The sequence below is a fragment of the Nitratireductor aquibiodomus NL21 = JCM 21793 genome (genome assembly GCF_000615975.1).
Taxonomy (GTDB): Bacteria; Pseudomonadota; Alphaproteobacteria; order Rhizobiales; family Rhizobiaceae; genus Nitratireductor; species Nitratireductor aquibiodomus.
In genome coordinates this window covers 1-13544 of sequence record NZ_BAMP01000022.1, presented here as the reverse complement: position 1 = coordinate 13544, position 13544 = coordinate 1, and the positions used below count along the sequence as shown (strand labels likewise).

Annotated in this window: 12 protein-coding genes and 2 pseudogenes; 8 read left to right on the top strand and 6 right to left on the bottom strand. The window is 62.1% G+C overall.

The genetic code is table 11. The annotated features are described in order from the left end of the window. Window positions 1-15: 15 nt before the first annotated feature. Window positions 16-489, bottom strand: coding sequence for an SsrA-binding protein SmpB (gene smpB, locus JCM21793_RS08415; protein ID WP_007008478.1), 474 nt, complete (start codon window positions 487-489; stop codon window positions 16-18). Between the two features lie 121 nt (window positions 490-610). Next, window positions 611-1492 (bottom strand): 4-hydroxy-tetrahydrodipicolinate synthase, encoded by an 882-nt coding sequence (dapA, locus tag JCM21793_RS08410; protein WP_007008477.1) that lies wholly within the window; start codon window positions 1490-1492, stop codon window positions 611-613. A 236-nt stretch (window positions 1493-1728) separates the two neighbouring features. On the opposite strand from dapA, the gene JCM21793_RS08405 reads away from it, so the two are divergent. Together JCM21793_RS08405 and JCM21793_RS24865 are read left to right on the top strand one after the other, a co-directional pair. Continuing rightward, window positions 1729-3804 (top strand): lytic transglycosylase domain-containing protein, encoded by a 2076-nt coding sequence (locus tag JCM21793_RS08405; RefSeq protein WP_025030098.1) that lies wholly within the window; start codon window positions 1729-1731, stop codon window positions 3802-3804. 165 nt (window positions 3805-3969) lie between these two features. After that, window positions 3970-4856 (top strand): annotated as a pseudogene (locus JCM21793_RS24865) (alpha/beta fold hydrolase). A gap of 87 nt (window positions 4857-4943) precedes the next feature. Here the strand turns inward: JCM21793_RS24865 and JCM21793_RS08395 are convergent. After that, complete coding sequence (locus JCM21793_RS08395; protein ID WP_081784668.1) at window positions 4944-5879, bottom strand: tyrosine-type recombinase/integrase; 936 nt, start codon at window positions 5877-5879, stop codon at window positions 4944-4946. A 402-nt stretch (window positions 5880-6281) separates the two neighbouring features. Continuing rightward, on the bottom strand, window positions 6282-7424 hold the full coding sequence (locus JCM21793_RS08390) for a porin (RefSeq protein ID WP_025030096.1): 1143 nt from the start codon (window positions 7422-7424) through the stop codon (window positions 6282-6284). A 316-nt stretch (window positions 7425-7740) separates the two neighbouring features. Here JCM21793_RS08390 and JCM21793_RS08385 point away from each other — a divergent pair, with 316 nt between their 5' ends. Beyond that, entirely contained in the window at window positions 7741-7971 is a 231-nt protein-coding gene (locus JCM21793_RS08385; RefSeq protein WP_025030095.1) for a DUF6429 family protein, read from the top strand. 15 nt (window positions 7972-7986) lie between these two features. Here JCM21793_RS08385 and JCM21793_RS08380 read toward each other — a convergent pair whose 3' ends face one another. Further along, window positions 7987-8268, bottom strand: a complete 282-nt coding sequence (locus JCM21793_RS08380) for a hypothetical protein (protein WP_155983402.1) — start codon at window positions 8266-8268, stop codon at window positions 7987-7989. 536 nt (window positions 8269-8804) lie between these two features. Here JCM21793_RS08380 and JCM21793_RS24860 point away from each other — a divergent pair. The 4 genes and pseudogenes from JCM21793_RS24860 to JCM21793_RS08360 all read left to right on the top strand — a co-directional run bounded on the left by JCM21793_RS24860 (window position 8805) and on the right by JCM21793_RS08360 (window position 12272). Next, a pseudogene (locus tag JCM21793_RS24860) lies at window positions 8805-10905 on the top strand (ParB/RepB/Spo0J family partition protein). A gap of 200 nt (window positions 10906-11105) precedes the next feature. Further along, entirely contained in the window at window positions 11106-11522 is a 417-nt protein-coding gene (locus JCM21793_RS08370; protein ID WP_025030093.1) for a hypothetical protein, read from the top strand. 76 nt (window positions 11523-11598) lie between these two features. Then, window positions 11599-11853: a FitA-like ribbon-helix-helix domain-containing protein gene (locus tag JCM21793_RS08365; protein WP_025030092.1), complete on the top strand. Its 255-nt coding sequence runs from the start codon at window positions 11599-11601 to the stop codon at window positions 11851-11853. Beyond that, window positions 11850-12272 (top strand): type II toxin-antitoxin system VapC family toxin, encoded by a 423-nt coding sequence (locus JCM21793_RS08360; protein ID WP_025030091.1) that lies wholly within the window; start codon window positions 11850-11852, stop codon window positions 12270-12272. Before JCM21793_RS08365 ends, JCM21793_RS08360 begins: the two co-directional genes overlap by 4 nt. 32 nt (window positions 12273-12304) lie before the next feature. Here JCM21793_RS08360 and JCM21793_RS08355 read toward each other — a convergent pair whose 3' ends face one another. Continuing rightward, window positions 12305-12505, bottom strand: coding sequence for a hypothetical protein (locus JCM21793_RS08355; protein ID WP_155983401.1), 201 nt, complete (start codon window positions 12503-12505; stop codon window positions 12305-12307). 506 nt (window positions 12506-13011) lie between these two features. Between JCM21793_RS08355 and JCM21793_RS08345 the strand changes: the two genes are divergently transcribed. Continuing rightward, the gene (locus JCM21793_RS08345) at window positions 13012-13329 is read left to right on the top strand and encodes a DUF736 domain-containing protein (RefSeq protein WP_025030088.1); all 318 of its coding nucleotides are present in this window, start codon (window positions 13012-13014) and stop codon (window positions 13327-13329) included. Window positions 13330-13544: the final 215 nt, after the last annotated feature.

The following is a 13544-nucleotide window of genomic DNA, read 5'->3' as shown; positions in this document are numbered from 1 at the left end:
GCGCCCTGCGCCTCTTCAGCCGTGCTGCTTCAGGAGCCTTGCTTTTTCCCGGTTCCAGTCGCGTTTCTTGGCCGTCTCGCGTTTGTCGTGCAGCTTCTTGCCGCGCGCCACGGCGAGTTGAAGTTTCGCAAGCCCACGCGCATTGAAATAGAGCCTGAGCGGCACGAGCGTCATGCCTTCGCGCTCGATCGACTGGGCCAGGCGCGACAGCTCGCGCTTGGACACCAGCAGCTTGCGCCTGCGGCGGGGCTCGTGGTTGAAGCGGTTTCCGGCGGAATACTCCTGAATATAGGAATTGATCAGCCAGCACTCGCCATCCTCGATGGAAGCATAAGCCTCCTGGATGTTCGAGTGACCGTCGCGCAGCGATTTCACTTCGGTTCCTGTCAGGACGAGGCCGGCTTCCAGCGTATCGAGCACCTCATAGGAGAAGCGCGCCTTACGGTTTTCGGCAATCGTCTTGACGTTGGGATTCTTGTCTTTTGCCATCAGTTCCAAATGCGGCGGAAGCGCCGTGGCACTTCCGCTTTCCCTGGGACGGCAGAAGAGCCGCCCGTTCGTTTCACCGCATTTGTGCGACGCCAGGTGCCCTGCCCGGCTGCAAAATGCGTCAGTTCAGCAGCCCTGCATGCTGCATGGCAGCGTCGATGCGCTCCGCAGTCGAGGCCTCGATCGGCACAAGCGGCGAACGCACGGTGTTCTCGACCCGGCCGAGACGAGACAATGCGTATTTTGCACCGCAAAGCCCTGGCTCGATGAAAATCGCCTTGTGCAGCGGCATCAGCCGATCCTGCAACTCAAGCGCCTTTTCCTTGTCATTGGCGAGCGTGGCCGCCTGGAACTCGGCACACAGGCGCGGTGCGACATTGGCTGTCACCGAGATGCAGCCCACCCCGCCATGCGCATTGAAGCCCAGCGCGGAAGCGTCCTCGCCGGAAAGCTGGATGAAATCCTTGCCGCAGGTCATGCGCTGCTCGGAGACCCGGTCCACCTTCGCCGTCGCGTCCTTCACGCCGACAATGTTGGAAAAGTCCTTCGCCAGACGCCCCATGGTCTCCGGTGTCATGTCGATCACGGAACGCGGGGGGATATTGTAGATAATAATGGGCAAACTCGTGGCACGGGCTACAGCCGCGAAATGCTCATAGAGCCCTGCCTGCGTCGGCTTGTTGTAGTAGGGTGTGACCACCAGTGCCGCGTCGGCCTTCACTTCTTCGGCAAACTTTGCCAGCGCGATTGCCTCACGGGTCGAATTGGAGCCTGCACCGGCGATGACCGGAACGCGCCCCTGAGCCGCCTCGACGCATATCCGGACAACCTCGCGGTGCTCCTCATGCGTGAGCGTCGGGGATTCGCCGGTCGTACCAACGGGCACCAGCCCGCTGCTGCCTTCTGCAATCTGCCATTCAACGAGTTCGCGGAACGCTTTTTTGTCCAGGCTGCCATCCCTGGCAAACGGTGTCACAAGCGCTGTGAGAGACCCCCTGAACATAATGTCGAACTCCTGAATGAAATTGATGGTTTGCTGCCAGCCCAGGCCGGCGCCGGATGCTTCTAACCGAAGATCAGGCGGCGCACCATAGTCTTGCCATCTCTTGCCCGCAAGAATCCTGCAAAGATGGTGTGTTACGCCAGTATCCGCAGGCTCTGCGCCATCGTGAAACGATATTGCCTGTTCTGGAAGCAGCTCCTGCTGCCCAAAGGGTCCAACGTTCGGGACGTTTGTGTATGACGACAAAGGCTGCGCTTGCTTCGCTGCTTCTTCTTTCAGTCTCGCCACTCGCGCATGCGCAGGCCCTGCCGGACATGGGCCCGATCCCTTTCGCACGCCCCGACGCGGTCAACTCGCCTGCAGCCGCCATCAACGCGCTGACAAACACCGCCGCCGTTCGCCCGAATGTGATGGACGGCCAGGGCGGACAATCGGCCAACGAACGCGCCCTGATCGCGGGGCTCGATGCGCTCTCGCTCAGCGATCCGGCGACCGCGCGCACCCTTCGCAACCACATGAAGGAAGACAGTCTCGAACGGCGAATTCTGACCTGGGCCATGGCGCTTTCGGCGAGCGACACATTCTCGAGCGGCGAAATTGCGGCCATCGCCAGGGAGCTTGGCGACTGGCCCGGCATGTTGACACTGCGCGAGCATGCCGAGCGCGCGCTCTACCGCGAGAAGCAGCGACCTCAGGTGGTGGTGAGCCTGCTTGGCGACACGGAGCCCAGAACCCTCGAGGGCACGATGGTGCTCGCCAGGTCCTATGCAGCTTTGGGAGAAGAGGAAAAGGCGCGCGCGCTTGTCTCCGGATTCTGGCGAAAGGCAAAACTCGATGCGACGGGTGAAACAGCCTTTCTGGAGACATTCGATGATCTGCTTTCTAGGACCGACCACCGGGTGCGCATGGAGCAGATGCTGTATGACACGCGGGTGCGTTCGGCCGAACGGGTTGCGGAACGCGCCGGCGGCGCGGCCCTGACAAAGGCATGGGCGGCGGTTATTCGTGGTGACAGGAGTGCGGAAAACCTGCTCGACGCGGTGCCCGAGGCGGAACGCAGCGCCGGATATATCTTTGCCAGGACACGCTTCCTGCGCCGTGCCGGGCGCTTCGATGAAGCTGCCAGGCTGATGCTGACCGCGCCGCGGGATGCGGAAAGCCTGATCGATCCGGACGAATGGTGGGTGGAACGGCGCGTGCTCTCGCGCGAACTGCTCGACACCGGCGATGCGGAGACGGCCTACAGGGTGGCGGCTGCCCACTCGGCAGAAAGCCCCTCACGCGCCGCCGACGCGGAGTTTCACGCGGGATGGTATGCGCTGCGCGCCCTGAAGGACGCCCGGAAGGCCGCGCCGCATTTCGCCCGCATTGCGGAAATTGCCGAGGGCCCGATCTCGAATGCGCGGGCGAATTACTGGCTGGGGCGGGCGGTGGAGGCCGGTGCTCCGGGGGATGCAACCGCCTCCTATGAAGAGGCTGCCCGCTTCGGTGCAACGTTCTACGGGCAACTGGCGACAGCAAGGCTCGGTCGCGCCGCGCTTGCAGCCGATGCGCCGGAACCCGACGACGAAGACCGCCGCCATTTTTCCGCCCGCGAAATGGTGCGTGCAATCCAGAGCCTGGAGAAGACCAACCATGTCTGGCGCGCAGGCAGCCTTTATCGAAAACTGGCAGAGACGTTGGACAGGCCCGGCGAACTGACCCTGCTCGCCCGGATGGCCGAGGCGCGCGGCGATTACACGACCGCCCTGCGGGTCGGCAAGATTGCGGCAGGCCGGGGGCTCGACATCGGCGCACTGGCACACCCGGTGGGTGCCATACCCGTAGCCGCCGCCATCCCTTCCACCCGCCAGGCGCTCGCCTATGCGATTGCCCGGCAGGAAACCGAGTTCAATCCAGCGGCGGTTTCACCGGCCGGCGCGCGCGGCCTGCTGCAGCTCATGCCGGCGACGGCACGGGAGATGGCGCGCAAGAGCGGCCTTCCCTATTCGCGGGCGCGCCTCACAACCGATGCAACCTACAACGCAACCCTGGGGGCGGCCTATCTGGAAGAACAGCTCGCGCGGTTCAACGGTTCCTATATTCTCACCTTCGCCGGCTACAACGCCGGACCGAGCCGCGCGGCCGAATGGATGGAGCGCTACGGCGATCCGCGCGGGAAGCCGGTGGAAGACATTGTGGACTGGATCGAACGCATTCCCTATTCGGAGACGCGAAACTATGTTCAAAGGGTGATGGAGAACCTGCAGATCTACAAAATGCGTCTTACCGGCCAGTTCGACATTGTTGCGGATATTTCCGCAGGAAGCTGATTGAGTTGCCCGCCCCATGACCCGGCTATCGTTGACCGGGGCATCGTTTCACCGCACATGTGCGGACGTCAGGTGCACCTGCCTGATACTAAAATCCTCTGTGCCCGAGGCGTGGAGACAACTGATACGGGACGTCCTGGCTGATGCGGGACGTCTCTGGAGGATATGATGCCTGAGCGCGGCTTTCGCGATGTCTTCTATTCAGCGCAGGATGGCCTGAAGCTGCATGCCCGCCTCTATGGCGAAGCCAATCCCGGCCTGCCGGTGGTCTGCCTGCCCGGCCTGACACGCAATGCCCGCGATTTTCATGCCCTTGCCGAAAAGCTCTCCACCGACGCCACCACCCCGCGGAAGGTGATCGCCTTCGATTATCGCGGACGCGGCCTCTCCGACAACGACCCGGACTGGCGACGCTATGACGTGACGGTGGAAGCCGCTGACATCGTTTCCGGCCTTGCCGCGTTTGGGGTGGAACATGCGGCCTTCATCGGCACGTCGCGTGGCGGGCTGATCATCATGGCCCTGGCCGGCGCACGCCCCACCCTCATGAAAGCCGTGGTGCTAAACGACATCGGCCCGGTGGTGGAGGGAGACGGGCTCGCCCAGATCCGCGCCTATCTGCAGCGCGCGCCCAAACCCGGTACGATGGCCGAGGCGGTCAAAATCCAGAAGGCCATTCACGGAGAAGCGTTCCCGGCCCTCGACGATGAAGACTGGTGGCGTTTTACCGAGGCGCTTTACAGAGAAGAGAAAGGGCGCCTGCGCGCCGATTTCGATCCCAAACTACTAAAGCCGCTGAAAGCGATCGACCTCGACACACCCCTTCCCGCACTCTGGCCGCTGTTTGAAGGCTGAAGGCAACTCCGGTGCTGGCAATTCGCGGCGAAAACTCCCGCCTGCTTTCCAGCCGAACACTTGAGGAGATGGCCGCACGCCACCCGACAATGCAACAGATCGTGGTCGCCGGTCAGGGCCATGCCCCGCTTCTGGAAACGGGAGCGCTGCCGAAAGAGATTGCCGCCTTCATCAGGCGTGCGGAAAAATCAGCCTGAACCCGGACGAGCCAGGGTGCCTGCCCGCCGTTTCGGCGGGCAGGACCAGATTTTCTCCCACAACAGCGGCAAGGCATGGCCGCAAGGCTATGCCTGCTTAGCGGTGGCCGTTTTGGAGCAACGTTCGAGAACGCCCACGCAGGGGTCCAGATCGCCTGTTGCCAGATGCGCGTAGCGCATGGTCATGGTCAGTGTCTGATGACCGAGCCACATCTGCACGCGGCGCAGATCGATGCCGCCCTGAACAAGACGGGATGCGCAGGTGTGGCGTAGAACATGCGGCACCACCTGGGTGTCCTGTGACAGCCCAATCTCCGCCTTCGCCTCGTTCCAGATCGTGCGGTACTGCGCCTGCCGAAGCATTGCAAACGGGCCCTTTTCCCCATTTCTGGGAAGGTTCGAGACCTCCTGAGCACGTTTTGTCAATGGTACCGATCGGGCACGTGCCGACTTGGTGATCCAGAAGCTCGCACGCCCGTCCCGCACGTCGTTCCAGGTAAGGCCAATGGCCTCGCCGAGACGACAGCCCGTATCGACCAGAAACACCGAAAGCCGCCAGGCATCCTCGCTGCGCCGGCGGATTGCCGCGAACAGCATTTCCTCCTCGCTGCAGGAAAGGAACCTTATGCGCCCGGAGCGCTCTTTCTGGCGCCGGAATTCCGGCAGGCTGTGAATGTCACCCATCTTATGCGCTTTCCGCAGAAGCTTGCTCAGCGCGGCCATCTTTCGATTGATGGTCGCATTGCTGTTTCCGCGGGCGCGCAGTTTGCCGATCAGTTCATCGAGCAGACTCTGCTCGAACGCACTGAATCGTTTCCCCATCAAGAGCTCATCAAGCTCACCGATGAAGAAGGTGACATTGTATTTATGCGTGCCAGGTTCCCAAAGTATGTCCCCATACTTTGTGAAGAGTTCTTTTAAACTGTACTCAGAAACGAGACGCAAATGCTCGCTACCGAACGTGACGGAATAGCGCGACCTCGAGAGGCCCCACTCGCTACCAGGACTATTGACCGCCCCCATGTCAGGTCACGTCCCGGGCGTTTATGTCAAATGCGTGTTCGGTAAAATTCTGAGTTGTGAACCACCCCTTCGAGATAAAAATTCTCGATTTCCCCAAGCTAGTCATATCCCCGGCTAAGGGGACTAGCACTCGTGACTTAGGCCAGTCCAGAAAAAAAAGCATTTTTTCACTTACTTATGGCCCCGCCCTGATGAGCCCCTGACGGCGGGTTATGGTTTCTCCTTCCTGGAGTTTTCAAAAAATGTGACGAACTCGCCCTTGAGAGAGCCTGACTGAAGACCTCGCTAAACCCTGTCACCCGAAGCATTTGCGCCTATGACGCCCGCTACCAGCGATGTCTTCAAAGCCAAAACCCGGCGGATCTCTCCGCCGGGTTCCGTATTTTTTTCTAACCGCGCATCTTAGAAGTTGCGCTGGAAGCGAACGAAGCCGCTCCAGTTGTCGACATTGCCAGCCGGCGTGTCGAGCTTTCCGTAGTTGACAGCGAGCTTCGCGTCGAAATTCTCGACGATCTCGTAGTCGACCGTGACGCCTGCGCTCAGGAAGTTCACGTCGCCACCCACAACCGAGGAAACAAAGTCGTTGCCGACATTGTCGTAGTACTGAGCACCGATAGAAGCTTTCAGCTTCGGCGTGAACTTGTAGCCAATGAGGCCACCCACGGACCACTCCGAACCGAAACGGATCGTGGACGGGATGCCCGTTCCAGTCACGTTGAACGGATCGGTCGAGTAGAAGTTGATGCCGCTCTCATACGTGGCGATTGCTTCGGCGAACAGACGATCAGTCAGGTTAGCCTTCACGATTGCCTTAAGCGCGAACTCTTCAGCGGTCGCGTCGTAAGCTGCCCAGAGGTCAGCAGAACCCCAACCCTGAGCGATGCCGACCTTACCGACGAAGTTCGGCGTGTAGTCGTAGTTGCTATCGGCTTCTTCAAGAGCGAGCGTTGCGGTAACGCCATTGCCTGCAACAAAGGTGTAGCTGATGAAGTGAACGCGATCGCCACCGCCGCTGTCGAACTCGCCGGAGAGGCCAGCGTCGTAAAGCGTGTCAGAGAGACCCATGGAGAGGCCACCAAGCGAGATGATCGCCTGCTGAAGGCCAACACTCGAACCCACGCCAAGCGACAGTGCGTCACCATCGTTGACGCCAGCTGCCGGAAGCGGACCAGCGGTGGTCGCCCACGGCGTTGCCGAACCGGCCGGGGTGTAGCCAGCGTTGTTGCTGGTTGCGCGGAACTTGATGAACGCGCCAAGCGTGCCGTACTCGGTCTCGGAGCGGGCGTCGATGTTCAGCTCACCGCGAGCGTACTTGTTCCAGCCGTCGTCGTTCTCATCCCAGTTGATCTGGTAACGGACCATGCCGCCGATCTTCAGGCAGGTCTCGGTGCCGGGGATGTAGAAGAAGCCTGCGCCGTAGACGTCGCAAACGCGCACATATTCCATCGGCTCCGGCTCGGGGACGACGATCGGGTCGGCCGCCTTGGCGCCGGTTGCAGCAGCTGCGAGAGCTGCGGAGCCAATCAGAAGGCTCTTGAGTTTCATGTTCTGACCTCCAGTCAGAATCATGAGAAATCAGAGCCGGCCGCGGCTTCGATGCGCACAAGTGCAGGCCAACTAATTGAAATAAAAGGAAAATAATCGCCACTAGAAAAGAGCGAGCTCTTTGCCGCCATTCAGGGAAATGAGAAGCCGGGGGAAATGAATGGCGGGACATGCGAGATAGCGATGAGAACTATGTCTACTCCATCGCCCTCCATGACCCTACTAAATAGACCTTTGCACGAGATTGACGGCGTTTAAAGCGCCGCCGATCTTTTGTGCGTGACAAACATCTTGGAACGCTGCGAGGTATCGGCAGATGGAAATCGACAAGGAAAAGATTGACGATGCAATCTTAGCCCTGCTGTTCCTGTCGCTCGACCGCGACGGACGCGCTTGGAAGGGCTTCGATTGGGACGCCATGAACCGGCTGCACGAAAAGGGCTACATCGGCAATCCAGTCAGCAAGGCGAAATCCGTCATCTTGACCGATGAAGGTGCGGAGCGGTCGGAGCGACTGTTTCGGACGCTGTTCTGCAAACCTGAATAGGCGGATTGCATCCGTTTACGAGCGCCTACGCGCACGACCAAAATCGTGCTGTTGCCACTCCTCAATCGTCCACATGCCCGGCGGCTTTATGGGTTTTTTACCGGTGAGCGCCATCCATTTCACGATTGCGCGCCACGCCCTGTCATCGCAACGGAGATTGCCTCGCCAGAAGCCGCGCTCCTGGACATCATCCGGCGTGAACTCCGCCTTGCCGCAAAACTCGGCAAGGATTCTTCGCTCATGCGGTTCCAGATGCAGAGGGTTCGGTTGATCCGGGCGGCTGTCGGCCTCGGCCAATTCAGTCTGGCGCTGTTCCTTCCTGTCCTCTCGCTCGACTATCTGGCGCACACGTTCCCGCGAGATCTGGTAATCCCGCGCAAGGGCCGGAAAGGTCTCACCAGCTCGCCGCGTCTTAGAATCTCCCGATTGCGTTCTTCGGTCATGGCGAAGCCGCCTCGCCAACTACACTGACAATATCGGCATACTACTCTCTTTGTTCACCAGATGAAGATGCGATCAGGATGGCAGGGTTTCAGGCCAGCCACCTTCCCATATCCTGATCCGGTCGATGCGCCCGGCCTCCGCTTTGCTCTGGCCGGGCCAGTTGCTTGGGGGCGCTGCCCCCTGGCGCGGCACAAGGGCGGCCGGGCGGTATCCCCAGCCTTCCGCGCGGATGCGTGCTGCGCATTGTCGTCATGACTTCGATCCGCTTGTGCAGCCTGGGTGATCCCCCTCCGCCCGGCCGCCCTTGCACCTTGCACCCCCCGGTCTCGGCGACGGCCAGGGTTGCAGCGCAGCGCTGCGCTCCAACCCAAGCCATTAGGAGAAAGACCATGACGACCAATGCCAAGACCATCACCGTTCCCGAAAATGGCGAAACGGTTTTCATCCCGCTCAACAAGCTCAAGAAGCATCCGAAGAACGCCCGGAAAACCCCGCACAGCGAGGCGTCTATCGAGGGGAAGGCCGCGAGCATCGCCGCCAAGGGGATGCTGCAAAACCTTGTGGTGGAGCCGGAGATTACGGACGGAGAGCCGACCGGCTTCTATCTGGTCAGCGTCGGAGAAGGCCGCAGGCTGGCGCAGCTATTGCGCGCCAAGCGCAAGGAAATCAAGAAAACCGAGCCGATCCGCTGCGTGATCGACACCGCGAACGATGCGGCGGAAATCAGCCTTGACGAGAACGTCAACCGCGAGGACTTGCACCCCGCCGACGAGTTCGAGCGCTTCCGCGAGCTTTCGGAAAATCGCGGATGGGGAGCGGAGGAAATCGCGGCCCGGTTCGGCACGTCCGCGCATGTGGTGAAGCAGCGGCTTCGCCTTGGAGCCGTCAGCCCCAAGCTGATTCAGGTTTACCGCGACGGCGGGCTGACCATGGACCAGTTGCAGGCGTTCGCCATCACCGACGACCATGCCCGGCAGGAACACGTTTTTGAGAACCTGTCCCACAACAAGGAACCGTGATCATCCGCCGCAACCTGACCGCCTGCAACGTGGCGGCTTCGGATCGGCGCGCGGTATTCATCGGCCCGGAAGCTACAAGGAGGCTGGCGGCTACATCATCCGCGACCTGTTCACCGAGGATCGCGGCGGCTTCTATGAGGACGCCGCGCTACTGGACCGGCTTGTGCTGGAAAAGCTGGAAAGGATCGCTGCGGAGGTTCAGGAGGCAGAGGGGTGGAAATGGGTTTCGGCCTATATCGACTGGCCTCACGCCCACGGCATGCGCCGCACCTATCCGCACGAGGTAGAGCTTACCGAGGAAGACATTGCCGCCCACGATGCCGCGCAGGAGGAACTTGAGCGCTTGTCGGCGGAGTGGGAAGACAAGAGCGAGGACTTGCCGCCCGATGTGGACAAGCGCTTTGCCGAGCTTGAAGCCGAAATCGAGAAGTTCGGCGGCGAGCGCTACGCCTACGATCCCGATGAGATCGCGCGCGGCGGCGTTTTCGTGGTCCTGAATTACGATGGGGAAGCCCGCATCGAGCGGGGTTTTATCCGGCCCGAGGACGAAGCCCCGGAACCGGAAGAACCCGCAGCGCAGGACGGCGGCACCATCATCGACGGTGTGCGCGTCAACCGCGATGGCGAAATCATGGACGATGGCGAACATGACGAGGACGGGAACCACGTTTCCGCGCTTGAGACCGAGGACGAGGAAGCGGAGGAAGACGGCAAGCCGCTGTCGGATTCGCTCATCCGCGACCTGACCGCGCATCGCACCCTTGCCCTGCGTCTCGCCCTTGGCGAGCAGCCGGACATGGCCTTGATCGCCGTCACCCATGCGCTCGCCGCGCAGACCTTCTATCGCGGCGGCGGGGATGCCCATTGCCTCGAAATCCGCCCGATCAGCGCCAGCCTCGGCGGGCATGCGGACGGCATCGAGGACACGGCAGCGGCGAAGGCACTGGCGGATCGTCATGCCGCATGGGCGTCTGACATGCCGCGCGACGTGGCGGACCTTTGGGCCTTCATCGCCGGGCTGGACCATGCCAGCGTCATGGCGTTGTTCGCTCATTGCGCCGCGCAGACCGTCAACGCCCTCAAACTGCCGTGGGAGCAGAACAAGCGCCACGCCCACGAGACGGCGGACAGGCTGGCGACGGCGGTGGCGCTCGACATGACGGCGCACTGGACGCCTACCGTGCGGACCTATCTCGGGCGCGTCACCAAGGCCCAAATCCTTGCCGCCGTGCGTGAAGCCGTTGGCGAGGACGCCGCCGAGCAGATCGCGGACAAAAAGAAGCAGGAGATGGCGGAAAAGGCCGAGCAGCTTCTAGCCGGGACCGGCTGGCTCCCGATCCCGCTGCGCACCGAGCCGCCCGCGTGGTTGGCCGACGAGCAGCCGCAGGCCCCCGTCGTGGCCGACGCCATGCCGGAAGCCGACAGCGCCGGGACCATGGAAGACGAGCCATTCGCCGTCGCGGCGGAATGATGATGAACCGGGGCCGCGCCAGCGGCCCCGGCCTTCCATCGGGAAAAATCCGGCCGCGCGGCCGGATGACCTCGACAAATCAAGGACCGTCAGCCCCAACAGGCTCGACAGGACAAGGACATAGAGGCACCATCGCCATGGTGAGCAGTCATCGTCACGATTGCACGAAAGGCGGTGCAGTAAGGTAAAGGTGAAAGATCATGGTCGCCGTGATGTTCATGAGTGTTGCGCTGGTCGCGCTTCTTTGCGTCCTCGCCTACACGCTCGCTATTTATGCGCTGCCCTTCATGCTCGGGCTGACAGCCGCGCAATTCGCCTATCAGACCGGCTCGGGCTTGATCGGCGCGGGGCTGGTCGGGCTGTTCTCCGCTGGCGTCGCCTTCGGCGTCCTGGCGGTCCTGTTCGAGACGATCCGCTCGCCCGCCATCCGCTTTATCGTGGCGCTTGTGTTCGCCGTTCCCGCCGCCGTCGCAGGCTATGCGCTGGTCCATGGCGTCACCAAGGAAGCCGTGCCGTCCGAAATCTGGCGACAAATCTTCTGCATCGTCGGGGGTGGATGCGTCGGCATAGCGGCATGGATGCGATTGGCGGCGGGCATCGGTCAGCCCGCCAGATAGTCGCCGCACCTTGCCGGACGATAGCACATTCTCTATATTGATAGCACCGCCATCACTTCGCCGGAGACGCCATCAAATGCCCGCCGTTACCATTCGCAACCTGTCAGACGAGGCACACCGCGCCCTCAAGGTGCGCGCGGCCCATCATGGTCGCAGCGCCGAAGCCGAAATGCGCGACATTCTGGAGGCGGCAGTTCGCCCCGCCGACCGTCTGCGCATCGGCTCTGCCCTGTCGGCGGTGAGCCGCAAGGCCGGGCTGACCAATGCCGATTTCGAGGCGCTGGAACAGGCCCGAGACAGGACGCCCGCCAAGCCGATGAGCTTTGAATGATCGTTCTGGATACCAATGTCGTCTCCGAAGCAATGAAGCCGGAGCCGGACCCCACCGTGCGCGACTGGCTTGACGAGCAGGCCGCCGAAACTCTCTATCTTTCCAGCGTCACCGTCGCGGAATTGCTGTTCGGTATCGCCGCGCTGCCGGACGGACGCCGCAAGCAGAAGCTCGCCGACACGCTGGACGAGCTTCTTGCCCTGTTCGATGGTCGAATCCTGCCCTTCGATACCGAAGCCGCCCACCACTATGCCAATCTGGCCGTCGCAGCTCGCAGCGCTGGTAAGGGCTTTCCCACGCCGGACGGCTACATTGCCGCCATCGCAACCGCTCACGGTTTTTCGGTCGCCACACGCGATTCCAGCGCCTTCAATGCGGCAGGTGTTCCGGTCATTGATCCGTGGACGGCACGGCACTGAACAGGGCGTTGCCCTTCGGGCCGGGCTTTCGGCTACGCCGGAACCACGCCTTCGGCGCGTTTCCGCCATTCGGCTTCAATCCCATAACGCAAGGGCGGCGGCGGCCATTTCGCGGCAAGCCCCACCCGGTTGAACAAGGCAATTCGGGGAGCTGGTCCTAGTCGCCACGGCAGGACTACGACGAGGTTGGGCTTTCCGCGCTCGACTTCGACCGGCAGGCGGATCAGCGCCAAGAAAGCGCCCGGACCGTCCGCTTGGCCGAGGCATGGCGCAGCGCCCCGCAGGCGGTCTTCCAGCCACACCGGACCCGGCAGCACCGGCGAAGGTCAGACGAGACCACACCCGCTATCACCCTCGCTGGCGACAGGGCGAACTCACCTTGCCGGTCGGATCAGGGAAGACCGCACCGGCGCAGCCCATGCAGCACCGTCCCCGATCCCGGCGAGGCACACGACGGTCGCCATTGTCGTATTCCGTCTGATTTCCTGTTCGGACGCCCCATCCGCGTCCTCGACTGGCAAGGTCTGACCGAAGACCGGCTTCGCCTCGCTCGTCTTCCCGCAACGTCCGTCGCCAGCTTTTTCCGCCGCCTTCGGCTTTGCAGCGCGAAACAAAAAAGCCGTCGCCAGCCGCCTTCCACTTTGTTCCAGCCCCAAGGGGTGCGGGGCCGATCGTCCCCGGTCGAACGACCGCCATCGAGGTCGCAATGGTGCGGCCCGACAGGAAAAGGAATACGACAATGGCAACCATCGGCACCTTCACCAAGAACGAGAACGGCGCGGGCTTCACCGGCGCGGTCAAGACCCTGACCCTCAACGTCAAGGCGAAGTTCACCGCCACCGAGGGCGATAGCGAGCGCGGCCCCGACTTCCGCATCTTCGCCGGCGCTACCGAGTTCGGCGCAGCCTGGAAGAAGGTCACCCGCGAGACGCAGCGCGAATACCTCAGCGTCAAGCTGGACGATCCGAGCTTCCCGGCCCCGATCTATGCCAGCCTGGTCGAAGCCGAGGACGGAAAGTCCCACAACCTCATCTGGTCCCGCCGCAACGGCGACTAAGACCGGCTCCCCGAACTGCCCCGCTCAACCGAGCGGGGCTTCTTTTTGCTCATGGCCGCCGCCTCTCAAGGAACAAGGAGATCGAGATACACGACTTTCCGGTTTTCAGGCTGGACGTATCCCGATCAGATCTTCTCCCCGGCCTCCGCTTCGCTCTGGCCGGGCCGGTTGCTTGGGGGCGCTGCCCCCTGGCGCGGCACAAGGGCGGCCGGGCG

Coding starts and splice junctions, on each gene's coding strand:
- smpB (WP_007008478.1), bottom strand. CDS start 489: ATGGCAAAAGACAAGAATCCCAACGTCAAGACGATTGCCGAAAACCGT.
- dapA (WP_007008477.1), bottom strand. CDS start 1,492: ATGTTCAGGGGGTCTCTCACAGCGCTTGTGACACCGTTTGCCAGGGAT.
- JCM21793_RS08405 (WP_025030098.1), top strand. CDS start 1,729: ATGACGACAAAGGCTGCGCTTGCTTCGCTGCTTCTTCTTTCAGTCTCG.
- JCM21793_RS08395 (WP_081784668.1), bottom strand. CDS start 5,879: ATGGGGGCGGTCAATAGTCCTGGTAGCGAGTGGGGCCTCTCGAGGTCG.
- JCM21793_RS08390 (WP_025030096.1), bottom strand. CDS start 7,424: ATGAAACTCAAGAGCCTTCTGATTGGCTCCGCAGCTCTCGCAGCTGCT.
- JCM21793_RS08385 (WP_025030095.1), top strand. CDS start 7,741: ATGGAAATCGACAAGGAAAAGATTGACGATGCAATCTTAGCCCTGCTG.
- JCM21793_RS08370 (WP_025030093.1), top strand. CDS start 11,106: ATGGTCGCCGTGATGTTCATGAGTGTTGCGCTGGTCGCGCTTCTTTGC.
- JCM21793_RS08365 (WP_025030092.1), top strand. CDS start 11,599: ATGCCCGCCGTTACCATTCGCAACCTGTCAGACGAGGCACACCGCGCC.
- JCM21793_RS08360 (WP_025030091.1), top strand. CDS start 11,850: ATGATCGTTCTGGATACCAATGTCGTCTCCGAAGCAATGAAGCCGGAG.
- JCM21793_RS08345 (WP_025030088.1), top strand. CDS start 13,012: ATGGCAACCATCGGCACCTTCACCAAGAACGAGAACGGCGCGGGCTTC.